Annotated in this window: 26 protein-coding genes and 1 other RNA gene; 23 read left to right on the plus strand and 4 right to left on the minus strand. The window is 64.1% G+C overall.

Annotated features, from left to right (window positions below; all coding sequences use genetic code 11):
• The first annotated feature begins 192 nt into the window (after positions 1-192).
• From rplM to PSm6_RS16245, 7 genes are all read left to right on the plus strand, one after another.
• Positions 193-621 carry a 50S ribosomal protein L13 gene (gene rplM, locus PSm6_RS16215; RefSeq protein WP_021217864.1) on the plus strand — a complete coding sequence of 143 codons (429 nt, stop codon included), beginning with the start codon at positions 193-195 and terminating at the stop codon, positions 619-621.
• A 14-nt stretch (positions 622-635) separates the two neighbouring features.
• Positions 636-1,028, plus strand: coding sequence for a 30S ribosomal protein S9 (rpsI, locus tag PSm6_RS16220; RefSeq protein ID WP_021217865.1), 393 nt, complete (start codon positions 636-638; stop codon positions 1,026-1,028).
• A 251-nt stretch (positions 1,029-1,279) separates the two neighbouring features.
• Positions 1,280-1,873, plus strand: coding sequence for a ubiquinol-cytochrome c reductase iron-sulfur subunit (gene petA, locus PSm6_RS16225; protein ID WP_031287170.1), 594 nt, complete (start codon positions 1,280-1,282; stop codon positions 1,871-1,873).
• Complete coding sequence (locus tag PSm6_RS16230) at positions 1,873-3,084, plus strand: cytochrome b (RefSeq protein ID WP_021217867.1); 1,212 nt, start codon at positions 1,873-1,875, stop codon at positions 3,082-3,084. Before petA ends, PSm6_RS16230 begins: the two co-directional genes overlap by 1 nt.
• Positions 3,084-3,866, plus strand: a complete 783-nt coding sequence (locus PSm6_RS16235) for a cytochrome c1 (protein WP_021217868.1) — start codon at positions 3,084-3,086, stop codon at positions 3,864-3,866. The genes PSm6_RS16230 and PSm6_RS16235 overlap by 1 nt, the downstream gene beginning before the upstream one ends.
• A gap of 88 nt (positions 3,867-3,954) precedes the next feature.
• Positions 3,955-4,572: a glutathione S-transferase N-terminal domain-containing protein gene (locus tag PSm6_RS16240; RefSeq protein ID WP_263400526.1), complete on the plus strand. Its 618-nt coding sequence runs from the start codon at positions 3,955-3,957 to the stop codon at positions 4,570-4,572.
• A 13-nt stretch (positions 4,573-4,585) separates the two neighbouring features.
• Entirely contained in the window at positions 4,586-5,008 is a 423-nt protein-coding gene (locus PSm6_RS16245; RefSeq protein ID WP_265167762.1) for a ClpXP protease specificity-enhancing factor, read from the plus strand.
• Between the two features lie 48 nt (positions 5,009-5,056).
• On the opposite strand, the gene PSm6_RS16250 is transcribed toward PSm6_RS16245, so the two are convergent.
• The 4 genes from PSm6_RS16250 to PSm6_RS16265 are packed head-to-tail and all read right to left on the minus strand — an operon-like array spanning position 5,057 to position 8,382.
• On the minus strand, positions 5,057-5,587 hold the full coding sequence (locus PSm6_RS16250) for a BON domain-containing protein (protein WP_021217871.1): 531 nt from the start codon (positions 5,585-5,587) through the stop codon (positions 5,057-5,059).
• The gene (locus PSm6_RS16255) at positions 5,584-6,177 is read right to left on the minus strand and encodes a phosphoheptose isomerase (RefSeq protein ID WP_021217872.1); all 594 of its coding nucleotides are present in this window, start codon (positions 6,175-6,177) and stop codon (positions 5,584-5,586) included. The genes PSm6_RS16250 and PSm6_RS16255 overlap by 4 nt, the downstream gene beginning before the upstream one ends.
• A 28-nt stretch (positions 6,178-6,205) precedes the next feature.
• Positions 6,206-6,574: a YraN family protein gene (locus PSm6_RS16260; protein WP_184488703.1), complete on the minus strand. Its 369-nt coding sequence runs from the start codon at positions 6,572-6,574 to the stop codon at positions 6,206-6,208.
• On the minus strand, positions 6,571-8,382 hold the full coding sequence (locus PSm6_RS16265; RefSeq protein ID WP_265167763.1) for a penicillin-binding protein activator: 1,812 nt from the start codon (positions 8,380-8,382) through the stop codon (positions 6,571-6,573). The genes PSm6_RS16260 and PSm6_RS16265 overlap by 4 nt, the downstream gene beginning before the upstream one ends.
• 89 nt (positions 8,383-8,471) lie before the next feature.
• On the opposite strand from PSm6_RS16265, the gene rsmI reads away from it, so the two are divergent.
• The 16 genes from rsmI to ftsA all read left to right on the plus strand — a co-directional run bounded on the left by rsmI (position 8,472) and on the right by ftsA (position 25,596).
• Complete coding sequence (gene rsmI, locus PSm6_RS16270) at positions 8,472-9,377, plus strand: 16S rRNA (cytidine(1402)-2'-O)-methyltransferase (RefSeq protein WP_265167764.1); 906 nt, start codon at positions 8,472-8,474, stop codon at positions 9,375-9,377.
• A gap of 40 nt (positions 9,378-9,417) precedes the next feature.
• Positions 9,418-9,775: RNase P RNA component class A (rnpB, locus tag PSm6_RS16275), an RNA gene on the plus strand.
• A gap of 338 nt (positions 9,776-10,113) precedes the next feature.
• A complete protein-coding gene (mraZ, locus tag PSm6_RS16280) occupies positions 10,114-10,569 on the plus strand; it encodes a division/cell wall cluster transcriptional repressor MraZ (RefSeq protein ID WP_031287485.1) in 456 nt (151 codons plus the stop codon).
• On the plus strand, positions 10,566-11,513 hold the full coding sequence (gene rsmH / locus PSm6_RS16285) for a 16S rRNA (cytosine(1402)-N(4))-methyltransferase RsmH (protein WP_021218781.1): 948 nt from the start codon (positions 10,566-10,568) through the stop codon (positions 11,511-11,513). Before mraZ ends, rsmH begins: the two co-directional genes overlap by 4 nt.
• Positions 11,510-11,803 (plus strand): cell division protein FtsL, encoded by a 294-nt coding sequence (gene ftsL / locus PSm6_RS16290; RefSeq protein WP_021218780.1) that lies wholly within the window; start codon positions 11,510-11,512, stop codon positions 11,801-11,803. The genes rsmH and ftsL overlap by 4 nt, the downstream gene beginning before the upstream one ends.
• Positions 11,800-13,533 (plus strand): peptidoglycan D,D-transpeptidase FtsI family protein, encoded by a 1,734-nt coding sequence (locus PSm6_RS16295; protein ID WP_021218779.1) that lies wholly within the window; start codon positions 11,800-11,802, stop codon positions 13,531-13,533. Before ftsL ends, PSm6_RS16295 begins: the two co-directional genes overlap by 4 nt.
• Complete coding sequence (locus tag PSm6_RS16300; RefSeq protein ID WP_265167765.1) at positions 13,533-14,996, plus strand: UDP-N-acetylmuramoyl-L-alanyl-D-glutamate--2,6-diaminopimelate ligase; 1,464 nt, start codon at positions 13,533-13,535, stop codon at positions 14,994-14,996. The genes PSm6_RS16295 and PSm6_RS16300 overlap by 1 nt, the downstream gene beginning before the upstream one ends.
• Positions 14,989-16,353 (plus strand): UDP-N-acetylmuramoyl-tripeptide--D-alanyl-D-alanine ligase, encoded by a 1,365-nt coding sequence (locus PSm6_RS16305; protein WP_265167766.1) that lies wholly within the window; start codon positions 14,989-14,991, stop codon positions 16,351-16,353. Before PSm6_RS16300 ends, PSm6_RS16305 begins: the two co-directional genes overlap by 8 nt.
• Before the next feature lie 2 nt (positions 16,354-16,355).
• Complete coding sequence (mraY, locus tag PSm6_RS16310; protein ID WP_021218776.1) at positions 16,356-17,438, plus strand: phospho-N-acetylmuramoyl-pentapeptide-transferase; 1,083 nt, start codon at positions 16,356-16,358, stop codon at positions 17,436-17,438.
• 7 nt (positions 17,439-17,445) lie between these two features.
• Positions 17,446-18,792, plus strand: a complete 1,347-nt coding sequence (gene murD / locus PSm6_RS16315; RefSeq protein WP_265167767.1) for a UDP-N-acetylmuramoyl-L-alanine--D-glutamate ligase — start codon at positions 17,446-17,448, stop codon at positions 18,790-18,792.
• Positions 18,792-20,000: a putative lipid II flippase FtsW gene (gene ftsW / locus PSm6_RS16320; protein WP_021218774.1), complete on the plus strand. Its 1,209-nt coding sequence runs from the start codon at positions 18,792-18,794 to the stop codon at positions 19,998-20,000. Before murD ends, ftsW begins: the two co-directional genes overlap by 1 nt.
• Positions 19,997-21,067: an undecaprenyldiphospho-muramoylpentapeptide beta-N-acetylglucosaminyltransferase gene (gene murG / locus PSm6_RS16325; RefSeq protein ID WP_043241417.1), complete on the plus strand. Its 1,071-nt coding sequence runs from the start codon at positions 19,997-19,999 to the stop codon at positions 21,065-21,067. The genes ftsW and murG overlap by 4 nt, the downstream gene beginning before the upstream one ends.
• Positions 21,060-22,517: a UDP-N-acetylmuramate--L-alanine ligase gene (gene murC, locus PSm6_RS16330; protein ID WP_265167768.1), complete on the plus strand. Its 1,458-nt coding sequence runs from the start codon at positions 21,060-21,062 to the stop codon at positions 22,515-22,517. Before murG ends, murC begins: the two co-directional genes overlap by 8 nt.
• Positions 22,514-23,461, plus strand: coding sequence for a D-alanine--D-alanine ligase (locus tag PSm6_RS16335; protein WP_265167769.1), 948 nt, complete (start codon positions 22,514-22,516; stop codon positions 23,459-23,461). The genes murC and PSm6_RS16335 overlap by 4 nt, the downstream gene beginning before the upstream one ends.
• Before the next feature lie 4 nt (positions 23,462-23,465).
• Complete coding sequence (locus PSm6_RS16340) at positions 23,466-24,329, plus strand: cell division protein FtsQ/DivIB (protein WP_021218770.1); 864 nt, start codon at positions 23,466-23,468, stop codon at positions 24,327-24,329.
• A 16-nt stretch (positions 24,330-24,345) separates the two neighbouring features.
• On the plus strand, positions 24,346-25,596 hold the full coding sequence (gene ftsA / locus PSm6_RS16345) for a cell division protein FtsA (protein ID WP_021218769.1): 1,251 nt from the start codon (positions 24,346-24,348) through the stop codon (positions 25,594-25,596).
• Positions 25,597-25,619 lie beyond the last annotated feature (23 nt).

Raw genomic sequence — 25,619 nt, forward strand, 5'->3', positions numbered from 1 at the left:
TTTGCGGGGATGCCTAGCTCGCGAAGAAAGAAGGTGGGGATGCCTAGCCCGCCGAAACCCCTTGCCGTGTGCGGACGCGCTGACCCGAGCCCCCGATAGCGTCTGTTTCCGGCTGCCCTGTGTTGCCAGGGCGAGCACTATTCAGTAAGATCCGCCGTCTTATTTTCAGGGCGGCCCCTGAGGCTATAGCGAATGAAGACTTTTACTGCAAAACCGGAAACTGTTAAGCGCGACTGGTATGTCGTCGACGCTGCCGGTCAGACCCTGGGTCGTCTGGCCACCGAAATTGCTAGCCGTCTGCGCGGCAAGCACAAGCCGGAATACACCCCGCACGTTGATACCGGCGACTACATCGTCGTTATCAACGCCGAGCAGGTACGTGTGACCGGTGCCAAGACTACCGACAAGATGTACTACTCGCACTCCGGCTTCCCGGGCGGCATCAAGGAAATCAACTTCGAGAAGCTGATTGCCAAGGCCCCTGAGCGCGTGATCGAGACCGCGGTCAAAGGCATGCTGCCGAAGAACCCGCTGGGTCGCGACATGTATCGCAAGCTGAAGGTGTACAAGGGTTCTGCTCACCCGCACACCGCTCAGCAGCCCCAAGAACTGAAGATTTAACGGGATAGTTCATTATGTCGGCGACTCAAAACTACGGCACTGGCCGTCGTAAGACTGCAACCGCACGCGTTTTCCTGCGTCCGGGTACTGGCAAGATTTCCATCAACAACCGCAGCCTGGATCAGTTCTTTGGCCGTGAGACCGCTCGCATGGTCGTGCGTCAGCCGCTGGAGCTGACCGAGACCGTCGAGAAGTTCGACATCTACGTCACCGTTCTCGGTGGTGGTGTCAGCGGTCAGGCTGGTGCGATCCGTCACGGTATCACCCGTGCCCTGATCAACTACGACGAAGCCCTGCGCAGCCCGCTGCGTAAAGCCGGCTACGTGACTCGCGATGCCCGCGAAGTCGAGCGTAAGAAGGTCGGTCTGCGTAAAGCGCGTAAGCGTCCGCAGTACTCCAAGCGTTAATACAACGCTTCGAAAAACGCCCAGGCCCTTGTGGATCTGGGCGTTTTTTTATGCCCGCGAAAATGCCCTGCGACAGCTTGTCGCATGCGCGTAACCCTTATCTCTCAAGGCTTTCAGCCGTTTTGTATCTGGCTATTACCTTGTCAGGAGAGGGGGTTTTCTTTACCATTTGGCGAATTTTTTGCGCGGCTCGATTTTTACTTAGTAGAGGCCTGAACAACAGGCCACAAAAGCTGATGGGAGACGACTGAATGAGCAATGACGGCGTGAATGCAGGCCGGCGTCGCTTCCTCGTAGCAGCCACATCCGTGGTGGGTGCTGCAGGAGCGGTGGGCGCTGCGATCCCGTTTGTGGGGTCATGGCAGCCCAGTGCGAAGGCCAAGGCCGCAGGGGCACCGGTGAAGGTGAATATCAGCAAGGTCGAAGCGGGTCAGCAGATGATTGCTGAGTGGCGCGGCCAGCCGGTGTTCATCGTTCGCCGTACCGAGGAGATTCTCGGCAACCTGGGCAAGATCGATGAGCGCATGGCTGATCCCAAGTCCGAAGCGTCCGTGCAGCCGACTTACGTCGATCCGCACAACCGCGCGATCAAGCCGGAAATCCTGGTGCTGGTCGGCCTCTGCACCCACCTCGGCTGCTCGCCCTCCTTCCGTCCGGAAGTCGCGCCGGCCGACCTGGGCGCCGAGTGGGTGGGCGGTTACTTCTGCCCCTGCCACGGTTCTCGCTACGACCTCGCCGGCCGCGTCTACAAGGCGCAGCCTGCTCCCTTGAACCTGCCGGTGCCGCCCCACTCCTACGAGTCGGATGATGTCATCGTCATCGGTGTGGACCAGGAGAAGGCCTAATGAGCAAATTCATGGAATGGATCGATGCGCGCTTCCCCGCGACCAAGATGTGGGAAGACCATCTGAGCAAGTACTACGCTCCGAAGAACTTCAACTTCTTCTATTTCTTCGGCTCCCTGGCCCTGCTGGTCCTGGTGAACCAGATCCTCACCGGTATCTGGCTGACCATGAGCTTCACCCCGTCCGCTGAAGAGGCCTTCGCGTCCGTCGAGTACATCATGCGCGACGTCGAGTACGGGGCGATCATTCGCTACCTGCACTCCACCGGCGCCTCGGCGTTCTTCATCGTGGTCTACATGCACATGTTCCGCGGTCTGCTCTACGGCTCCTACCAGAAGCCGCGCGAGCTGGTGTGGATCTTCGGCATGCTGATCTACCTCGCCCTGATGGCTGAGGCCTTCATGGGCTACCTGCTGCCCTGGGGCCAGATGTCCTACTGGGGTGCCCAGGTGATCATCTCGCTGTTCGGCGCCATTCCGGTGATCGGCGGCGACCTGACCCAGTGGATCCGTGGTGACTACCTAATCTCCGGCATCACCCTGAACCGCTTCTTCGCGCTGCATGTGATTGCGCTGCCGATTGTGATCCTCGGTCTGGTCGTGCTGCACATCCTGGCCCTGCACGAAGTGGGTTCGAACAACCCCGACGGCGTGGACATCAAGAAGCTGAAGGATGAGAACGGCATTCCGCTCGACGGCATCGCCTTCCACCCCTACTACAGCGTGAAAGACATCGTCGGTGTGGTGGTGTTCCTCTTCGTGTTCTGCTTCGTGGTGTTCTTCTTCCCGGAGATGGGCGGTTACTTCCTCGAGAAGCCGAACTTCGAACAGGCCAACCCGTTCAAGACGCCTGAGCACATCGCACCGGTGTGGTACTTCACCCCGTTCTACGCGATTCTCCGTGCCGTTCCGGACAAGCTGATGGGCGTTATCGCCATGGGCGCCGCCATCGCCGTGCTCTTCGTGCTGCCGTGGCTGGATCGCAGCCCCGTCAAATCGATGCGCTACAAAGGCTGGCTGAGCAAGGTCTGGCTGCTGATCTTCTGCGTGTCCTTCGTCATCCTCGGCGTGCTGGGTGTTCTCGCGCCGACCCCGGGCCGTACGCTGCTGTCGCAGGTGTGCACCATCCTGTACTTCGCGTACTTCATCCTGATGCCCTTCTACACCAGGATGGAAAAAACCAAACCGGTTCCGGAAAGGGTGACAGGCTGATGAAAAAGCTATTTGCTGCATTTGTTATCGCTGCGCTGCCGGCCTTGACCTTCGCCGCCGGTGGCCATGATGTAGAGCTGGATCATGTCGATATCGACCTGACCGACAAGGCTGCACTGCAAGACGGTGCTCGTACCTTCGCCAACTACTGCATGGGCTGCCACAGTGCCAAGTTCCAGCGCTATGAGCGCGTGGCCAAGGACCTGGGCATTCCTGAAGAGTTGATGATGCAGAACCTGGTTCTGACTGGCGCCAAGATTGGCGACCACATGCAGATCGGCATGAAGCCGAGCGATGCCAAGACCTGGTTCGGCGCCGCGCCGCCGGACCTGACCCTGGTCGCTCGTGTTCGTGGTACCGATTGGCTGTACAGCTACCTGCGCAACTTCTATGAAGATCCGGCGCGTCCCTGGGGCGTGAACAACAAGATCTTCCCGAACGTCGGCATGCCTAACGTGCTGGTCGGCCTGCAAGGTCGCCAGGTCGTAGGTTGCAAGCAGGTCCAGGCTGTCGAAGGCGGCAAGAAGCAGTATGACCCGCTGACTGGGGCCCCCATCACCCACGAAGCCTGTGATCAGCTGACCATCGTGCCGAAGACCGGCAAGCTGAGCGAAGCCGAGTTCGATGTGAAGGTTCAGAACCTGGTGACCTTCCTGGCTTACTCTGCGGACCCGAACAAGCTGCACATGCAGCGTATCGGCACCTACGTTCTGCTGTATCTGGCCTTCTTCTTCGTATTCGCCTATCTGCTGAAGCGTGAATACTGGAAAGACGTGCACTGATACCCCGCGTCACCGTTGTATACTCGCGCGCCCTTAATGGGCGCGCGCGTTTTTCTACTACTGCATAACTTCAAGCGAGGAGGGCACCATGGCCGTAACCAACAGGTTGGCCTGTTACTCCGACCCCGCAGACCACTACTCCCATCGTGTACGCATCGTGCTCGCCGAGAAGGGTGTCGCTGCGGACATAATCGATGTCGAGCCGGGCCGTTGCCCGCCCAAGCTCGCCGAGGTCAATCCATACGGCAGCGTGCCGACCCTGGTCGATCGTGACCTCGCACTCTATGAGCCGACTGTGGTGATGGAGTACCTCGAAGAGCGCTACCCTCACCCGCCGCTGATGCCGGTCTACCCGGTAGCAAGGGGTAATACGCGGCTGCTGATGCACCGTGTGCAGCGTGATTGGTGCAGCCTGGTGGATCAGATTCTCGATCCGCGGGTGAAGGAGGCCGTCAAGGCGGTCGCTCGCAAGGAGCTGCGTGAGAGTCTCACCGGTGTATCGCCGCTGTTCGCCGACAAACCCTTTTTCCTCAGCGAAGACCTCAGTCTTGTAGACTGCTGCCTGTTGCCGATTCTCTGGCGCCTGCCGGTCCTGGGAATCGAATTGCCTCGTCCTGCCAAGCCATTGCTGGATTACATGGAGCGCCTATTCGCACGCGATGGCTTCCAGGCCAGCCTGTCGGCAGTCGAGCGCGACATGCGCTGATAAGGAGCCCTTGATGAACTCCAGTCGTCCCTATCTGGTCCGTGCGCTCTATGAGTGGATCGTCGACAACAACTGCACGCCCCATCTGCTGGTGAGTGCCGAGTTCGCCGGCGTCAAGGTGCCGGCCGGCTACGCCAACGATGGCCAGATCGTGCTCAATGTCTCTCCCAGTGCGGTGCGTCACCTGCACATGGATAACGACGCGGTGAGTTTCGAGGGGCGTTTCGGTGGTGTTGCCCACAACCTCTACATTCCGGCAGCGGCGATCATGGCCATCTATGCCCGGGAGAACGGCCAGGGCATGGTCTTCGACCTGGAGCCTCCGGTGGTGGATGAGGACGATCAGGGGCCGGAAGATGACGGCCCGTCCGGCAGCGACCCGTCGAGTGGTTCTCCGCGACCCAGTGGGCGTCCCAGCCTCAAGGTGGTGAAGTAATAAAAAAGGCGATCCGGTTGGATCGCCTTTTTTGTACGTGCTGTTCGGTCAGTTGGTGTATTCGAACAGCTTCACGATGCGTTGCACGCCAGAGACGCCCTGCACGACGCTGGTGGCTTTGGCGGCTTCCTGGCGGGTCACCAGGCCAAGCAGATAGACGATGCCGTTCTCGGTCACGACCTTGATCTGCGAGCTGGGGATCTGGCTGTCGGCCAGCAGCTGTGTGGTGATCTTGGTGGTGATGGTGCTGTCGTTCATCCGCGCCAGGGTGGAGGAGTTCTGGCCGACGTGCAGCTCGTTGTGCACCTTCTTGACGCCCTGCGCGCTGCGCGCGGCCTGTTCGGCTTGGGACTTGAGGTTGTCGTTGGGGGTCTGGCCAGCCAGCAGCACTACGCCGTTGTAGCTGGTGACCACGATGTGCGAGTTGGTCTTGAGGTCGGGATTCGCAGCGTCGATCTTGGCCCGCACCTTGGACGGCGTGGACTGGTCGTCGATGGTCTTGCCGATGGTGCGGCCGCCACAGCCACCCAGAGCCAGGGTGATGGCGAGACAGGCGAGGATCAGGGGGGAACGCGTCATTCTTCACTCCCAAACAATTGACGATCGATCAGGTCACAGAGGCAATGGATGGCTAGCAGGTGGACTTCCTGGATGCGCGCCGTGGACTTGGCGGGCACGCGTATCTCGACATCTTCCGGCAGCAGCAGGGAGGCCATGCCGCCACCATCACGGCCGGTCAGAGCTACGACAATCATTTCGCGATCATGTGCGGCCTGGATGGCCTGAATGATGTTCGCCGAGTTACCGCTGGTGGAGATCGCCAGCAGGATGTCGCCGGGTTGGCCCAGGGCGCGGATCTGCTTGGAGAAGATCTCGTTGTAGCTGTAGTCGTTGGCGATCGAGGTGATGGTCGAGCTGTCGGTGGTCAATGCCAGTGCGGGCAGGCTCGGGCGCTCGCGCTCGAAGCGGTTGAGCAGCTCGGATGAGAAGTGCTGGGCGTCGCCGGCGGAGCCGCCGTTGCCGCATGCCAGGATCTTGCCCTCGTTGAGCAGTGCGTTGACCATCACCATGCTCGCGTGCTCGATGTGCGGTGCGAGCATTTCCATGGCCAGCAGCTTGGTGTCGATGCTGGCCTGGAAGAGCTGGCGGATTCGGGGTTGCATGTCCATCGGGTTGACCTTAAGTGGGAGCGACTGCTCAGGTATCAAAGGCGTTTTGCAGCCATGTCAGTCGCGGGGGTGAGTCGCCATCCATCGAGTTGATGGCGACCACGTCAAATCGGCACGGGTATCTGGCCCAGCGGGACTCCTTGAGGAGGAAGTGCTGGGCCGCGGTAATCAGCTTGGCGCGCTTGCGCGCATCGACGCTTTCCAGCGCTCCGCCCCAGGCGGCATGCCGCCGGTAGCGCACTTCGACGAATACTACTGTATCGCCGTCCAGCATGACCAGATCGAGCTCGCCCCGTGGGCATCGCCAATTGCTGGCGAGCAGGCGCAAGCCGTGTTGTTCGAGGTGGGAGCGAGCAAGTGCTTCCGCTGCTTGCCCGCTGGATTGCCGCTGGTTCAAGAATCGCTGTCGGGAAGTCGCTGGACCTGGCCGTCACGGAATTCGGCCCAGGGCAGTTGACGCTCGACACGTTGCGCGGGGTTGAGGCTGAGGCTGCCGGAGAGGCCGTCAACGCGGCTTTCCGGAAGCGCCTTGAGCTGGTTCAGGCGAGGAGCCAGTCGATAGGCGTCCACGCCCATTGCGTAAAGGCGGCCCAGGCTGCCACCTGCTTGCGGCCACTGGCGATCGACCTCCTGACGCAGCGGGTCGTTGCTGTTCAGCAGCCAGGGGGTTTCGCAGAAACGGATGCCGTTCAGGTCCAGGTACTGAGCCTGGTTGTTGCTGCCGGTGAACAGGTGGGAGGTCGCATACACCGGCACATCCCCCGCGTATTGGAAGGCCAGGGTCGGCTTGATCTGCTGGGCCTGCTGCGGGGTGGCGGCGAGGAAGATGAAGTCGACGTCCTGGCGGCGGGAGGGTTGGGCGGCAACCTGCGTGCCCAGCGTGCCTTGCAGGCGCTTGGCACGCGATTCGCTCTGGCGCAGCTGGAACAGGTCGGCGATCTGCTGGGCGAGTTCGACCGGTTGGTCGACATGTTCGGCGGCGATCAGGCTGCCACCGGACTGTTCCCAGCTCTGGCGGAAGGCGTTGAGTACGCGGTCACCCCATTCGCCGCGAGGCACCAGGGCCACGGCGCGGCGCATGCCGTCACCCCAGGCGCGGCGTGCCACTTCGCGGGCTTCATCCTCGGCGGCGAGACCGAACTGGAACAGTTGGGCGGGGCCTTCTTGGCCGGCGTCGCTGTAGTTCAGGGCCAGGGTGGTGATGGGCAACTGCTCGCGGTCGCTCATCTGCTTGACCAGGGGCTTCTCCAGCGGGCCAACCACCAGTTGCACGCCATCTGCTTGGGCCTGGCGATAGAAGTCGTCCAGGGAGCTGAGGTGCGAGCTGTCATACAGCTGGATGGCCGGAGGGTTCTGGCCGGCCTGCTGGGCTTGATAGTGGGCGGCGAGGAAACCGTCGCGCAGGGCGCGGGCGACGGAGGCGAGAGGGCCTTCCTGGGGCAGGAGGAGGGCGATCTTGGTCAAGGGCTGATTGGCCAGTTCCTTCAGTTTGGCCAGCGGTGCCGGCAGTGCTTCGGCGGCCGGGTGCTGGGGGTGCTGGGTGCGCCAGGACTCGATGGCGGCCTGCTGTTGTTCCAGGGTGCCGGCGCCTTTGGTTACACGGGCCAGTTCCATCCAGCCCGCGAGGTCGGCGTCGCCGCCCGCCTGGAGCTGATCGGCCGGCAGGTTGGAGACCAGCGTCCAGATGGCTTCATGGTTGGTCTTCTCGGCTTCGCCATTGAGCAGCGGGGCGATGAATACGCGCTCACGGGCTGCCGCGAGGTTCTGGCCATCGGCCTCCAGGGCGCGGGCGCGAACCAGTTGGGTGCGGGTCTGCTGTTCGACCGGCAGTTCACCCAGGCGCTCGAGGCTGGGGTGGCTCAGGGCCTTGAGTGCGCTTTTCGGCTGGTTGCGTGCCATGGCCAGTTCGGCGGCAAGCGTGCTGGCGAATACCTGCTGGGCGGGCTTGAGGCCGTCGAGCTGGACCTGCTCAAGAATGCGTGCCGAGCGGCCGATATCTTGCTGCTTGTATGCCAGGTCGGCAGCGGAGAGGCGCAGCGAGGCCGCTTGCTCGGGCTTGCTGTCGTTCGCTTGCTGAAGCATCTGCTCGATGCTGGCCTGAGGCGTGCGGGGCAGTTCGCCGAGGCTGGAGGTGGGCGAACTGCCGCAGGCGGCCAGCAGGCCGGCGAGGCAGAGTGCGGAAAGCGGGCGCAGGCAAGCGATCATTTAACGATCCCGGTACTCGATCAAAGAAGCGGGGGATTGTACCCAAGGCCCGCCCGGGGTGCGATGTTGGAGGTCAGAAACGGGCTACAATGCGCGCCTTTAAGTCAATTCCGAGGTGTCTTGTGACCGTTTCCCCAGGCTCTGCTGTCACCTTGGGCAAGCTCTATGTGGTGGCTACGCCGATCGGCAACCTCGACGACATCAGTACCCGTGCCCTGCGGGTGCTGCGCGATGTGGCGCTTATCGCTGCCGAAGACACCCGTCATTCCGTTCGTCTGCTGCAGCATTTCGGTATCAATACGCCTCTGGCGGCTTGCCACGATCACAACGAGCGAGAGGAGGGCGGGCGTTTCCTGGCGCGCCTGCAGGCGGGCGAAGATGTGGCGCTGATCTCCGATGCGGGCACCCCGTTGATTTCCGACCCCGGCTATCACCTGGTGCGCCAGGTGCAGGCCGCAGGTATCACGGTTGTCCCGGTGCCCGGTCCCAGTGCGCTCATTGCCGCGCTATCGGCGGCGGGGCTGCCATCCGATCGCTTCATCTTCGAAGGCTTTCTTCCTGCCAAGGCAGTGGGACGTCGCTCCCGTCTGGAGCGGGTGAAGGAAGAGCCGCGTACCTTGATCTTCTACGAGGCGCCCCATCGTCTGCTCGAGTGTCTGGAGGATATGGTCACGGTCTTCGGTGAGGAGCGCCCGGCGGTTTTGGCGAGGGAGCTGACCAAGACCTTCGAAACGCTCAAGGGCTCCCCGCTCTCGGCGTTGCGTGACTGGGTGGCTGCCGATTCCAATCAGCAGCGCGGTGAATGTGTGCTGCTGGTGGCCGGTTGGCAGGAGCCGGAGGGGGAGGGTGCGATCAGTGGCGAGGCGCTGCGTGTGCTCGATCTGCTGCTGGGCGAACTTCCCTTGAAGCGAGCTGCGGCGTTGGCTGCGGAGATCACCGGGGTGCGCAAGAACCTGCTTTACCAGGCCGCCCTGGAGCGTCAAAGCGATTCTTGAGCTTGTTCTTATGCTGGCCTGCCGCTACCCTTGGCGGCGGAGAGTCGATCGGACAGTCGCTGTCTCATTTCGTTCGCGATTTTGAGAGGGAGGAAAGTCCGGGCTCCATAGGGCAGAGTGCCAGGTAACGCCTGGGAGGCGAAAGCCTACGGAAAGTGCCACAGAAAATAACCGCCTAAGCGCGCAAGCGCCGGTAAGGGTGAAAAGGTGCGGTAAGAGCGCACCGCACGACTGGCAACAGTTCGTGGCTAGGTAAACCCCACTCGGAGCAAGACCAAATAGGAATCCTTGGCGCGGCCCGCGTCGGATTCGGGTAGGTTGCTAAAGGCTGTCAGTGATGGCAGCCGTAGATGAATGACTGTCCACGACAGAACCCGGCTTACAGATCGACTCTCCACTTTTTCCCACTTCCGCTTCATTCCCCTTCTTTGCCCCGCGTCCGAAATACCGAATTTGCACCACGTCTGAAATACCGAAAAAATCTTACTCTTGAGAAATTACTTTAAGTTCGCGCTCCAGCGTTCTGGTGTGCTTCATTTTTGTGCCTGAAATCCTCTGCAATATCTCTTCTTGCCCCTCCCCAAAGCTCGCTAAATCTCCGTCCTGTAAGGAATTTTCCGTCTTTGCCTGCCTTGACGGTGGGGCGCGCGCATTTCTATAGTGTGCGGAAGTGGTGCAAAGTGGGACGAAGTGGGATCAATTGGTACGGGAAGCCTAAAAAAGGGGAAGCGCAGCCGTGTTTCGCGGAGCAAATGCCATCAGTCTCGACGCCAAAGGGCGCATCGCGATGCCGAGTCGGTATCGGGATGAGCTTTTTTCGCGTTGTGATGGGCAGTTGATCGTCACGATCGACGCCGTGGACCGCTGCTTGACCCTTTATCCGCTGCCCGAGTGGGAGCTCATCGAAGCCAAGCTTCGTGAGCTGCCGTCCCTGCGTGAAGAAACCCGCCGGTTGCAACGCCTCCTGATCGGTAACGCCGTCGACCTCGAGTTAGACGGTAACGGTCGTTTCCTCGTCCCGCCGCGCTTGCGCGAGTACGCGGGCCTGGACAAGAAGGCAATGCTGGTTGGCCAGTTGAACAAGTTCCAGATATGGGACGAAGACGCCTGGAACGCGATTTCCGACGCGGACCTCATGGCAATCAAACAACCCGGCGGCCTGCCGGACGAACTGCGTGACCTTATCCTGTGAGTACCGAAAGCAGCTTCCGCCACATCACCGTCCTGCTCGACGAGGCCGTAGAGAGTCTCGCCGTGCGTGCGGACGGCTGTTACCTGGACGGCACCTTCGGTCGCGGAGGGCACAGCCGGCTCATCCTCCAGCATCTTGGCGAGGAGGGGCGGCTACTCGGTTTCGATAAAGACCCCCAAGCCATAGCTACAGGGCAAGCGCTGGCGGCCGAAGACGGCCGCTTTGTCATTGTGCAGCGCAGTTTTGCCGAGATGGCTGGCGAGCTGGCCGAGCGCAGCCTGTCGGGCAAGGTGGACGGCGTGCTGCTCGACCTCGGGGTGTCCTCCCCGCAGTTGGATGATGCCGAGCGCGGTTTCAGCTTCCTCAACGACGGCCCCCTCGACATGCGCATGGACCCCACGCGCGGTGTCAGTGCGGCGCAGTGGATCGCCACCGCGCCCGAGGACGAGATCGCCCGTGTACTCAAGGAGTACGGCGAAGAGCGTTTTGCCAAGCGCATGGCGCGTGCCGTCGTACAGCGTCGCGTCGAGAAGCCCTTCGAGCGCACCTCTGATCTGGCTGCGGTCCTGACCGTCGCCAACCCCGCCTGGGAGAAGGGCAAGAACCCGGCTACTCGTGCTTTCCAGGGCATCCGCATCCATGTGAACAACGAACTGGGCGATCTGGAGCGCGGCCTTGAAGCTGCCCTGGAGAACCTCGCCATTGGTGGTCGCCTGGTCGTGATCAGCTTCCATTCCCTGGAAGACCGCATCGTCAAGCTGTTCATGCGCAAGCATGCCAAGGGCGAAGCGGACAAGCTGCCGCGCAACTTGCCGATCCGTCCTCCGGCCTTTGACCCGCGCTTGAAGTTGCTGGGCAAGCCGCAGTTCGCTTCCGATGCAGAATTGAAGGCCAACCCGCGCTCGCGCAGCGCGGTCATGCGCGTGGCGGAGAAGCTCAGATGAGCCGCCTCTATGCCAAGCCTCTGCCAGGCGGCAGTTTCCTGATGCTGCTGTTGTTCATCGCGGTACTGGTTTCCGCGATTGGCGTGTCCTATAGCGCGCATTGGAACAGGCAGTTGCTGAACAAGCTTTATACCGAGCTCAGCGTGCGCGACAAGGCGCAGGCCGAGTGGGGGCGCCTGGTGCTCGAGCAGAGCACCTGGACGGCGCACAACCGCATCGAGTCGCTGGCCAGCGAGCAACTGAAGATGCGCATCCCCGAGCCTGCGGAAATCCGCATGGTGGCGCCATGATCAAACTCGAGGGGGCGCTCTATCCCTGGCGCTTCCGGGTCGTCCTGGCATTACTCGCGTTGATGGTGGCGGCCATTTCCTGGCGCATCGTCGACCTGCATGTCATCGACCGCGACTTCCTCAAGGGGCAGGGTGACGCGCGCAGCGTGCGGCACATCCCGATTCCTGCGCACCGTGGCCTGATCACCGATCGCAACGGCGAGCCCCTGGCCGTCAGTACCCCGGTCACCACTCTCTGGACCAACCCCAAGGACCTGATGCCCGTGCGCGACCAGTGGCCGGTGATCGCCGCGACCCTGGGGCAGGATCCGAAGATCTTCGCCGAGCGCATCGATCAGAACGCCAATCGTGAATTCCTTTACCTCGCTCGCGGCCTGACTCCGGAGCAGGGGCAAGCCATCCTCGCCCGCAAGCTGCCGGGTGTGTACGCCATCGAAGAGTTCCGCCGCTTCTACCCGGCCGGCGAAGTGACTGCCCATGTGGTTGGCTTCACCGACGTGGATGACCGTGGCCGTGAGGGCGTCGAGCTGTCCTTCGACCAGTGGCTGGCGGGTGTGCCCGGCAAGCGCCAGGTGCTCAAGGACCGTCGTGGCCGGCTGATCAAGGACGTGCAGGTCAGCAAGAACGCCAAGCCGGGCAAGACTCTGGCCCTGTCCATCGACCTGCGCCTGCAGTACCTCGCCCACCGCGAGCTGCGTAACGCTCTGGTGGAAAACGGCGCCAAGGCGGGCAGCCTGGTGATCGTCGACGTCAAGACCGGTGAAGTGCTGGCGATGGCCAACCAGCCCACCTACAACCCGAACAACCGCCGCAACCTGCAGCCGGCTGCCATGCGCAACCGCGCCATGATCGACGTGTTCGAGCCCGGCTCCACCGTGAAGCCGTTCTCCATGTCCGCGGCATTGCAGAGCGGTCGCTGGAAGCCGGAAGACAAGGTCGAGGTCTACCCCGGCTCGTTGCAGATCGGTCGCTACACCATCAAGGACGTTTCCAAGACCGAGGGCCCGATCCTCGATCTGACGGGCATCCTGATCAACTCCAGCAACGTCGGCATGAGCAAGATTGCCTTCGATATCGGCGGCGAGACCATCTACGAGACCATGCGCCAGCTCGGCCTCGGCCAGGACACTGGCCTTGGCTTCCCCGGCGAGCGCGTCGGCAACCTGCCCAACCACCGCGAGTGGCGCAAGGCCGAGACCGCGACCCTGTCCTATGGCTATGGCCTCTCGGTCACGGCGATCCAGATGGTCCATGCCTACGCCACCCTGGCCAATCATGGGCAGGCGGTTCCGCTGTCCATGACCCGGGTCGATACCGTCCCGGTCGGCGCCCAGGTCATTCCCGACGAGGTCGCCAAGACCATGCAGGGCATGCTCCAGCAAGTGGTCGAGGCGCCGCGCGGCGTATTCCGGGCCCAGGTGCCCGGCTACCACGTTTCAGGCAAGAGCGGCACGGCGCGCAAGGCTACGGTCGGCGCCAAGGGCTATACCCAGAACGCCTATCGCTCGCTGTTCGCGGGCTTCGCTCCGTCCACCAACCCGCGTCTGGCGATGGTGGTGGTGATCGACGAGCCCAGCAAGGCCGGCTACTTCGGTGGCCTGGTCTCCGCACCCGTATTCGGCAGGGTCATGGCGGGCGCACTGCGCCTGATGAACATCGCCCCGGACAACCTGCCCACCGAGGAACAACAGACCGCAGCAGCGGCTACCGGCAAAGGAGGGCGTATCTGATGCCCATGCCACTGAATCAATTGTTGCCCCAGGCCGAAAGCGCCACCCTCATCCGTGAACTGACCCTGGACAGCCGCAAGGTGCGTCCGGGCGATCTGTTCCTGGCGGTACCGGGCATCCAGCAGGACGGTCGTGCCCACATTGCCGACGCCGTCGCACGTGGCGCCACTGCCGTCGCCTATGAATCAGAAGGGGCAGCAGCCATCGACGCCAGCGGCGCCGAGCTGGTTGCCATCAAAGGCCTGGCCGGCCAGCTCTCGGCCATTGCCGGGCGCTTCTATGGTGAGCCCAGCCGTGGTCTGAACCTGGTCGGCGTTACCGGTACCAACGGCAAGACCAGCGTCAGCCAGCTGATCGCCCAGGCCCTCGACCTGCTCGGCGAGCGCTGCGGCATCGTCGGCACCCTGGGTACCGGCTTCCATGGCGAACTGGAAAGCGGCCGCCACACCACACCCGATCCCCTGGCGGTGCAGGCGACCCTGGCCAACCTCAAGCAGGCCGGTGCCCGCGCGGTGGCAATGGAAGTATCGTCCCATGGACTGGAGCAGGGTCGTGTCGCCGCGCTCGCCTTCGATATCGCCGTGTTCACCAACCTGTCCCGTGACCATCTCGACTACCACGGCTCGATGGAGGCCTATGGCGCCGCCAAGGCCCGGCTGTTCGACTGGCCGCAACTGCGCTGCCGGGTGATCAACCTCGACGATGCGTTCGGCCGCGAACTGGCGTCGCACGAGCATGAGTCGCGTCTCATCGGCTACAGCCAGGAAGATGCGTCGGCCTTCATCTATTGCCGTGAAGCCCACTTCGATGATGACGGTGTGCGTGCCAGCCTTGTGACGCCCCAGGGCGAAGGCTTGCTGCGCAGTCCGTTGCTGGGCCGCTTCAACCTGAGCAACCTGCTGGCGGTTGTCGGTGCCCTGTTGGGCATGGGCTACCCGCTGGATGAAATCCTCCGTGCGCTGCCTGGCCTGCAAGGGCCCGTCGGCCGCATGCAGCGCCTGGGTGGCGGCGACAAGCCGCTGGTGGTGGTGGATTACGCACACACGCCCGATGCGCTGGAAAAAGTCCTCGAAGCCTTGCGCCCCCATGCCCGTGGCCGCCTGCTGTGCCTGTTCGGCTGCGGTGGTGATCGCGATCGCGGCAAGCGCCCGCTGATGGCGGGCCTGGCCGAACGCCTGGCTGACCATGTGCTGGTCACCGACGACAACCCGCGCAGCGAAGACCCCGCGCAGATCTTCGACGACATCCGCCCTGGTTTTGCTGACGCCGCCAAGGCCGAGTTCGTGCACGGACGCGGTGCCGCCATTGCCCGTTTGATCGCCAATGCGGGGCGCGACGACGTCGTGCTGCTGGCGGGCAAAGGCCATGAGGACTACCAGGAAATCAACGGCGAACGCCTGCCGTTCTCCGATCTGCAGGAAGCCGAGGCCGCCCTGGGCGCCTGGGGGGCGAGCCATGCTTGAGCCCATGCACCTCTCCGCTCTGCAGACGCCTTTGCACGCCCGGCTGATCGGTGCTGATGCTGCATTCTCGGCAGTGACCACCGACAGCCGGCGCGTCGAGCCCGGCCAGTTGTTCATTGCGCTGGTCGGTCCGAATTTCGATGGGCACGACTACCTGGCGGACGTGACCAGAAAGGGCGCTGTCGCGGCGCTCGTTCAGCGAGAGATTCCGGGTGCGCCCCTGCCGCAACTGCTGGTCGGCGATACCCGAGTGGCGCTCGGCCAGCTCGGTGCGCTCAACCGTGACGCGTTCACCGGCAAGGTGGCGGCGGTGACCGGTTCCAGTGGCAAGACCACGGTCAAGGAGATGCTCGCCAGCATCCTGCGTACCCAGGGTCCGGTTCTGGCGACCCGTGGCAACCTGAACAACGACCTGGGCGCTCCGCTCACCCTGCTCGAACTGGCGCCGGAACATCGTAGCGCCGTGATCGAACTGGGTGCCTCGCGAGTCGGCGAAATCGCCTACACCGTCGGCCTGACCCGGCCCCAGGTGGCCATCATCAACAACGCCGGTACCGCCCATGTCGGCGAGTTCGGCGGCCCTGAGAAAATCGTCCTGGCCAAGGGCGAGATCCTCGAGGGCCTGGCTGCCGATGGCGTTGCCGTGCTCAACCGCGATGACAAGGCCTTCGAAACCTGGCGCCAGCGCAATGGCGCTCGCCAGGTGCTGAACTTTGGCCTCAAGGCCGAGGATGCCGACCTGCGTGCCGAATCCATCGTCCGCGATGCCCGTGGCTGCATGGCCTTCACGCTCAAGGGCGTGGCTGGCGAAGCGAGCATCCAGCTCAACCTGCTGGGCCTGCACAACGTCGCCAATGCCCTGGCCGCTGCTGCCGCTGCCCATGCCCTGGGCGTACCGCTGGTCGGTATCCGCGAGGGGCTGCAGAACCTGCAACCGGTCAAGGGCCGCACCGTAGCGCAGTTGGCGCCCAGCGGTATGCGCGTGATCGATGACAGCTACAACGCCAACCCGGCTTCGATGATCGCGGCCGTTGATATACTCGCCGGTTTTCCTGGGCGTACCGTTCTGGTGCTCGGGGACATGGGCGAGCTGGGGGAATGGGCCGAACAGGGTCATCGCGACGTGGGTCTCCACGCGCGGGGCAAGGTCAGCGCGCTCTATGCAGTCGGTCCTCAGATGGCGCACGCCGTCGCCGCGTTCGGCGACGATGGGCGCCATTTCGCTGATCAGTCCAGCCTTATCCAGGCCCTGGTCGACGAGCAGGACGCCAACACAACAATTCTGATCAAAGGTTCTCGCAGCGCGGCGATGGAGAAGATCGTCGCGGCCATCTGCGGAACGGGGGAGGCTCACTAATCATGCTGCTGCTGCTCGCTGAGTACCTGCAACAGTTCTACAAGGGGTTCGGGGTGTTCCAGTACCTGACCCTGCGCGGGATTCTCGGAGTCCTCACGGCGCTGTCGCTGTCGCTGTGCCTCGGACCCTGGATGATCCGCACCCTGCAGGTGCGCCAGATCGGCCAGTCCGTGCGCAACGACGGGCCGCAATCGCACCTCTCCAAGTCCGGCACCCCAACCATGGGCGGTGCGTTGATCCTCACCGCCATCGGCATCAGCACGCTGCTCTGGGCCGACTTGTCCAACCGCTACGTCTGGGTGGTCCTCGGTGTGACCCTGCTGTTCGGCGCCATCGGCTGGGTGGATGACTACCGCAAGGTGATCGAGAAGAACTCCCGTGGCCTGCCGAGCCGCTGGAAGTACTTCTGGCAATCGGTGTTCGGCATCGGTGCGGCGGTCTTCCTTTATATGACCGCCACCAGCCCGGTGGAGACCACCCTGATCCTGCCGCTGATCAAGGATGTGGGCATCCCGCTGGGCGCGGGCTTCATCGTGCTGACCTACTTCGTGATCGTCGGCTCGAGCAACGCGGTGAACCTGACCGACGGCCTGGACGGCCTGGCGATCATGCCGACCGTGATGGTCGGCGGCGCGCTGGGGATCTTCTGCTACCTGTCGGGCAACATCAAGTTCGCCGAATACCTGTTCATCCCCTACGTGCCGGGTGCGGGCGAGCTGATCGTGTTCTGCGCCGCCCTGGTCGGTGCCGGCCTCGGCTTCCTCTGGTTCAACACCTATCCGGCCCAGGTCTTCATGGGTGACGTCGGCGCCCTGGCGCTGGGCGCCGCCCTGGGCACCATCGCCGTGATCGTGCGCCAGGAAGTGGTGCTGTTCATCATGGGCGGCGTGTTCGTCATGGAGACCCTGTCCGTGATGATCCAGGTCGCCTCGTTCAAGCTGACCGGCCGTCGTGTATTCCGCATGGCCCCTATCCACCACCACTTCGAACTGAAAGGCTGGCCCGAGCCCCGCGTGATCGTGCGCTTCTGGATCATTACCGTGATCCTCGTGCTGATCGGCCTCGCCACCCTGAAGCTGCGTTGAGGAGACCATGAGCCTGATCGCTTCCGACCAGTTCCGCATCGTTGTCGGCCTCGGCAAGAGCGGCATGTCCCTGGTGCGCTTCCTGGCGCGCCAGGGCGTGCGTTTCGCCGTGGCCGACACGCGCGAGAATCCGCCCGAGCTGGCCACCCTGCGTGCCCAGTACCCGGGCGTGGAAGTGCGTTGCGGCGAACTGGACGTGGACTTCCTCAGCCGTGCCAGCGAGCTCTACGTGAGCCCGGGCCTGGCCCTGGCCACCCCGGCGCTGCAGGAAGCGGCCAAGCGCGGCGTCAAGCTGTCTGGTGATATCGAACTGTTCGCCCGCTACGCCAAGGCGCCGATCGTCGCCATCAGCGGTTCCAATGCCAAGAGCACCGTCACCACCCTGGTGGGCGAGATGGCGCTGGCGGCCGGGCGCAAGGTCGCCGTTGGCGGCAACCTGGGCACTCCGGCGCTGGATCTGCTGGCCGACGACATCGACCTGTATGTCATGGAGCTGTCCAGCTTCCAGCTGGAAACCACCGATCGGCTCAATGCCGAGGTGGCCACGGTGCTCAACGTCAGCGAAGACCATATGGATCGCTACGCCGACATGCAGGCCTATCACCTGGCCAAGCACCGCATCTTCCGCGGCGCCCGGCAGGTGGTGGTCAATCGTGGCGATGCGTTGTCCCGTCCGCTGGTGGCCGATCAGTTGCCGTGCTGGACCTTCGGCCTGAGCAAACCCGATTTCAAGGGCTTCGGCCTGGTCGAGGAGGATGGCGAGAAGTACCTGGCCTTCCAGTTCGACAAGCTGCTGCCTGTGCGTGAACTGAAAATCCGGGGTGCCCATAACCAGGCCAATGCCCTGGCGGCCCTGGCCCTCGGCCATGCCGTGGGGCTGCCCATGGCGCCGATGCTGGAAACCCTGAAGACCTTCACCGGCCTGGCCCATCGCTGCCAGTGGGTGCGCGAGCGCAACGGCGTTGCCTATTACGACGACTCCAAGGCCACCAATGTCGGCGCCGCCCTGGCGGCGATCGAGGGCCTGGGTGCCGATATCGACGGCAAGCTGGTGCTGATCGCCGGTGGTGATGGCAAGGGGGCCGACTTCTCCAGCATGCGCGAGCCCGTTGCGCGTTTCTGCCGCGCCGTGGTCCTGCTGGGGCGCGATGCCGAACAGATCGCCTCTGTCCTGGGCGATGCATTGCCGCTGGTGCGGGTGCGCACCCTGGATGAGGCCGTGAGCCGTTGCGCCGAACTCGCCCAGGAAGGGGACGCCGTGCTGCTGTCGCCCGCCTGTGCCAGTCTCGACATGTTCAAGAACTTCGAAGAACGCGGGCGCCTGTTCGCCCAGGCTGCGGAGGGTCTTGCCTGATGCTGGCCCGCCTGTTCGCCCTGCAGTCGCCACTGCGCAGTCGCCGTGGCATCGACCTGGACTTCCCGCTGCTCGCGGGTTGCCTGGCGCTGCTCGGCCTGGGCCTGGTGATGATCACCTCGGCGTCGTCCGAGGTGGCGGCAGCGCTGTCCGGCAATCCGCTTTATCACTCCATCCGCCATCTGATCTACCTGGCCATCGGCGGGGTCGCCTGCATCATTACCCTGCAGGTGCCCATGAGCTTCTGGCAGCGCCATGGCGCGCGCCTGATGCTGCTCGCCTTCGTGCTGCTGATCCTGGTGCTGCTGCCGGGCATCGGTCGCGAGGTCAACGGTGCCAAGCGCTGGATCGGCTTCGGCCTGTTCAACCTGCAGCCGTCCGAACTGGCCAAGCTGTTCACCGTGATGTTCATCGCAGGCTACCTGGTGCGTCGCCAGGATGAAGTGCGCGAGAAGCTCACCGGTTTCATCAAGCCCATGCTGGTGCTCGGCCCCATCGCCGTGCTGCTGCTGGCGGAGCCGGACTTCGGGGCCACCGTCGTGCTGGTGGGCTCGTGCATCGCCATGCTGTTCCTCGGCGGCATCAACCTGGTGCGCTTCGTACCGCTGGTCGGTGCGGTACTGGGGGCCGGGATACTGGTGATGACCAGCCAGAGTTACCGGATGCAGCGTCTGACCAACTTCATCGACCCCTGGGCCGACCAGTACGGCGCCGGCTACCAGTTGAGCCAGGCGCTGATCGCCTTCGGCCGTGGCGAATGGTTCGGCGTCGGCCTGGGCAACAGCATCCAGAAGCAGTTCTACCTGCCCGAGGCGCACACCGACTTCGTCTTTGCCGTGTTGGCGGAGGAGCTGGGCATGGTCGGCGCACTGGCGACGGTCGGCCTGTTCGTGTTCGTCAGCGTGCGCGCGCTGCACATCGGCCTGTGCGCCGAGCGCGCGCGCCAGTATTTCTCGGCCTATGTGGCCTATGGCCTGGCCTTCCAGTGGATCGGCCAGGTGCTGATCAACATCGGCGTGAACGTCGGCCTGCTGCCGACCAAGGGCCTGACCCTGCCGTTCCTCAGCTACGGCGGCAGCTCCCTGGTGATCTGCTGCGTCTGCCTCGCGCTGCTGCTGCGGATCGAATGGGAGAGCCGGACCCATCTGGGCAATGAAGACATCGAGTTCGTCGAGAGCGACTTCCTCGAAGAAGAGGTGCGCCCATGAGTGGCAACGTATTGATCATGGCAGGCGGCACCGGTGGGCATGTGTTCCCCGCCCTGGCCTGCGCCCGTGAGTTCCAGTCCCGCGGCTACAGCGTGCACTGGCTGGGTACCCCGCGCGGCATCGAGAATGACCTGGTGCCCCAGGCCGGCCTGCCGCTGCACCTGATCCAGGTCACCGGCCTGCGTGGCAAGGGGGTGAAATCCCTGCTCAAGGCGCCCTTCGCCCTGGTGCGCTCGCTGTTCCAGGCGCGCCGTGTGGTAAGCGAGCTGAAGCCCGTTTGCGTACTGGGCATGGGCGGCTACGTGACCGGCCCCGGCGGCCTGGCCGCGCGCCTGGCCGGCGTACCGCTGGTGATCCACGAGCAGAACGCCGTCGCCGGCACCGCCAACCGCAGCCTGGCGCCCTTCGCCAGTCGCGTGTGCGAAGCCTTCCCAGATACCTTCGGGACCAGCGACAAGCGCCGTACCACCGGCAACCCGGTGCGCGAAGAGCTGTTCCTGGAAACCCCGCGCGACGCCCTGGCCGGCCGCACGCCGCGCCTGCTGGTGCTGGGCGGCAGCCTGGGTGCCGAGCCGTTGAACAAATTGCTGCCGGCAGCCGTCGCCTTGCTGCCCGCCGAGCTGCGCCCGCAGGTGTTCCACCAGGCCGGCAAGAATCACGATGGGGTCACCGCGGAGCGTTATCGCGAAGCCGGTGTCGAAGCGGAGGTCGCACCCTTCATCAAGGATATGGCGCGGGCCTATGCCTGGGCCGATCTGGTCATCTGCCGCTCCGGCGCGCTGACCGTCAGCGAGCTCGCCGCCGCCGGGTTGCCGTCCTTCCTGGTGCCGCTGCCCCATGCGATCGACGATCACCAGTCGCGCAATGCCGATTACCTGGCGAAGGAGGGCGCGGCCTTCCTTCTCCCGCAACATGCCACCGACGCGGCCACACTCGCCGCGCGGTTGACCGAGGTACTGATGCAACCCGAACGACTCAAGGCCATGGGCGCTATCGCCCGCAGTCTGGCCAAGCCCGATGCCACCCGCAGCGTGGTCGATATCTGCCTGGAGGTGGCCCATGGTTGAGAACCAAAAAGCCATGCCGCAACCGGAAATGCGCCGTATCCGCCGCATCCACTTCGTCGGCATCGGCGGCGTGGGCATGTGCGGGATCGCCGAGGTGTTGCTGAACCTCGGTTACAACGTCTCCGGCTCCGACCTCAAGGCGTCGGCCGTGACCGCGCGGCTGGAGAGCTTCGGCGCGCAGATCTTCATCGGCCACCGCGCCGAGAACGCCGAGAACGCCGATGTGCTGGTGGTTTCCAGTGCAGTGAACAAGGCCAACCCGGAAGTCGCCGTCGCCCTGGAGCGTCGCATCCCCGTGGTGCCGCGCGCCGAGATGCTGGCCGAACTGATGCGCTACCGCCACGGCATCGCCGTTGCCGGTACCCATGGCAAGACCACCACCACCAGCCTGATCGCCTCGGTATTCGCCGCCGGTGGCCTGGACCCGACCTTCGTCATCGGCGGCCGCCTGAACGCCGCCGGCACCAACGCGCAACTGGGCACCAGCCGCTACCTGGTGGCCGAAGCCGATGAAAGCGATGCCAGCTTCCTGCACCTGCAGCCGATGGTCGCCGTGGTCACCAACATCGACGCCGACCACATGAGCACCTATGGCGGCGACTTCAACAAGCTGAAGAAGACCTTCGTCGAGTTCCTCCACAACCTGCCGTTCTATGGCCTGGCAGTGCTCTGCGTGGACGACCCGGTGGTGCGTGAGATCCTCCCGCAAGTGGCGCGCCCGACCGTGACCTACGGCTTCGCCGAGGACGCCGACCTGCGCGCGATCAACGTGCGCCAGCAGGGCATGCAGACCTTCTTCACCGTGCTGCGCAAGGACCGTGCGCCGCTGGACGTCTCGGTGAACATGCCGGGCAACCACAACGTATTGAACGCGCTGGCGACCATCGCCATCGCCACCGATGAAGGCATCGACGACGAGGCCATCGTCCGTGGCCTGTCGGGCTTCCAGGGCGTGGGCCGCCGCTTCCAGGTCTACGGCGAGCTGCAGGTCGAAGGCGGCAGCGTGATGCTGGTCGACGACTACGGCCACCACCCGCGCGAAGTCGCGGCGGTGATCAAGGCCGTACGGGGTGGCTGGCCGGAGCGTCGCCTGGTGATGGTCTACCAGCCGCACCGCTACAGCCGCACCCGTGATCTGTACGACGACTTCGTGCAGGTGCTGGGCGAGTCCAACGTGCTGCTGCTGATGGAGGTCTACCCGGCGGGCGAAGAGCCCATCCCCGGTGCGGACAGCCGCCAGCTGTGCCACAGCATCCGCCAGCGCGGCCAGCTGGACCCGATCTACATCGAGCGCGGCGTCGACCTGGCGCCGCTGGTCAAGCCGCTGCTGCGCGCTGGCGACATCCTGCTTTGCCAGGGCGCCGGCGATATCGGTGGCCTGGCCCCGCAACTGATCCAGAACCCGATGTTCGGTGGCGCCGCTGATGCCGCCGCGAGGAAAGAGTCATGAGTGCGAACCTGAAGTCCACGCTCGATCCCAAGGCGTTCGGTCGTGTCGCCGTGCTCTACGGCGGTCGCAGTGCCGAGCGTGAAGTGTCGCTGAAGTCCGGCAGCATGGTTCTGGAAGCGCTCCAGGGCGCAGGCGTCGACGCCTTCGGCATCGACGTTGGCGATGACCTGCTGCAGCGCCTGGCCGCCGAGAAGATCGACCGCGCCTTCATCGTCCTCCACGGCCGTGGCGGCGAAGACGGCAGCATGCAGGGCCTGCTGGAGTGCCTGGGCATCCCCTACACCGGCAGCGGTGTACTGGCGTCCGCCCTGGCGATGGACAAGCTGCGTACCAAGCAGGTGTGGCAGAGCCTCGGCCTGTCCACGCCGCGTCACGCGGTGCTGGCCAGCGAGGTGGATTGCCGCGCGGCAGCCGAATCACTGGGCTTCCCGCTGATCGTCAAGCCGGCCCACGAAGGGTCGAGCATCGGCATGGCCAAGGTGGCGGATGTCGACGCGCTGGTGGAGGCCTGGAAAGGCGCCAGCCGTTACGACTCCCAGGTGCTGGTGGAACAGTGGATCCACGGGCCGGAGTACACCATCGCGATGCTGCGCGGGCAGGTGCTGCCGCCCATTCGCCTGGGTACGCCGCACACCTTCTACGACTACGACGCCAAGTACCTGGCCAGCGATACCCAGTACCAGATTCCCTGTGGGCTGGATGCGGCCAAGGAACAGGAGCTCAAGGACCTGACCGCGCGCGCTTGCGAGGCGGTGGGCACCCAGGGCTGGGCGCGTGCCGACGTGATGCAGGACGCCGACGGCCGCTTCTGGCTGTTGGAAGTGAATACCGTTCCAGGCATGACCGACCACAGCCTGGTCCCGATGGCCGCTCGCGCTGCGGGCCTGGATTACCAGCAGCTGGTGCTGGCGATCCTGGCCGACAGCGTCGAGGCACGAGGTTAAGCACATGCGTGGCGCCGCGATCCGTCATCCGCAACCCGCCATCGGCCGCGCTCCCCAGCGCAAGCCGGTGCCGCGTGGTGCCAGCCGGATGGTGGCCAAGGAGCCGCTCAGCACCCGCCTGCCCAAGCCGAATTTCAGCGTGTTCAAACGCCTGGTCTGGCCGGTGGTGCTGGTGGTGCTGGGGTTCGGTGCCTATGAAGCGGCGCAGCGGTTGCTGCCCTATGCGGATCGCCCCATCGCCAAGATCAACGTGCAGGGCGACCTGAGCTACATCAGCCAGCAGGCGGTGCAGCAGCGCATCGCCCCGTACATCGCGGCGAGCTTCTTCAGCATCGACCTGGCCGGCATGCGCAGCGAGCTGGAGCAGATGCCCTGGATCGCCCACGCCGAGGTGCGCCGGGTATGGCCGGACCAGGTGATGATCCGCCTTGAAGAACAACTGCCGATCGCCCGCTGGGGCGACGAGGCACTGCTGAACAACCAGGGCCAGGCCTTCACCCCGCGTGAACTGGCCCATTACGAACAACTGCCGCAGCTGTGGGGGCCCCAGCGCGCTCAGGAACAGGTGATGCAGCAGTACCAGATGCTCAGCCAGATGTTGCGCCCGCTCGGGTTCTCCATCACCCGACTGGAGCTGCGCGAGCGCGGCAGCTGGTTCCTGTCCACCGGACAGGGCGTGGAGATCCTCCTGGGTAGGGATCATCTGGTGGAAAAGATGCGTCGCTTCATCTCGATCTACGAGAAGACGCTCAAAGAACAGATCGCCAACATCGAGCGCGTCGACCTGCGTTACCCCAACGGCTTGGCGGTAGCGTGGCGAACCCCGGTAGAGGCACCCGCGGCGGCCGTAGCCAGCCGTGCGAATTGAGGAGAAGGTTAGAACCATGGCAAGCGTGCAGAGCGGCAAGATGATCGTCGGCCTGGATATCGGCACCTCCAAGGTGGTGGCGCTGGTGGGCGAGATCGCGGCCGACGGCCAGTTGGAGATCGTCGGGATCGGCACCCATCCTTCCCGCGGCCTGAAGAAGGGCGTGGTGGTGAACATCGAGTCCACCGTGCAGTCCATCCAGCGCGCGGTGGAAGAGGCGCAGATGATGGCGGGCTGCCGCATCCACTCGGCCTTCGTCGGCGTAGCCGGTAATCACATCCGCAGCCTGAATTCCCACGGCATCGTGGCGATCCGTGATCGCGAGGTGAGCCCGGCGGACATCGAGCGCGTGCTCGACGCCGCTCAGGCCGTCGCCATCCCGGCTGACCAGCGGGTGCTGCACACCCTGGCCCAGGACTACGTGATCGATAACCAGGAAGGGGTGCGCGAGCCCCTGGGCATGTCCGGCGTGCGCCTGGAGGCCAAGGTCCATGTGGTGACCTGCGCGGTGAACGCGGCGCAGAACATCGAGAAGTGCGTGCGCCGCTGCGGCCTGGAGGTGGACGACATCATCCTCGAGCAGCTGGCCTCGGCCTACTCGGTGCTCACCGACGACGAGAAGGAGCTGGGCGTGTGCCTGGTCGACATCGGCGGCGGCACCACCGACATCGCCATCTTCACCGAGGGGGCGATCCGTCATACCGCGGTGATCCCGATCGCCGGCGACCAGGTGACCAACGACATCGCCATGGCCCTGCGTACGCCCACCCAGTACGCCGAAGAGATCAAGATCCGCTACGCCTGTGCCCTGGCCAAACTGGCCGGTGCCGGCGAAACCATCAAGGTGCCGAGCGTCGGTGACCGCCCGCCGCGGGAACTCTCGCGCCAGGCACTGGCCGAAGTGGTCGAGCCACGTTACGACGAGCTCTTCACCCTGATCCAGGCCGAGCTGCGTCGCAGCGGCTACGAGGACCTGATCCCGGCGGGCATCGTCCTGACCGGCGGCACCGCGAAGATGGAGGGCGCGGTCGAGCTCGCCGAAGAGATTTTCCACATGCCGGTGCGCCTGGGCGTGCCGCATAGCGTCAAGGGGCTGAGCGACGTGGTGCGCAACCCGATCTACTCGACCGGCGTTGGCCTGCTCATGTACGGCCTGCAGAAGCAGTCCGACGGCATTTCGATGTCCGGCGGCCTGGGCAGCTTCAGTGACGAACCCAAGACACCTGTTCTGGAACGGCTCAAGCGCTGGGTCCAGGGCAACTTCTAAAGAGTTTTGCAGTAGGCGATACA

This window comes from Pseudomonas solani (assembly GCF_026072635.1).
GTDB lineage: Bacteria > Pseudomonadota > Gammaproteobacteria > Pseudomonadales > Pseudomonadaceae > Metapseudomonas > Metapseudomonas solani.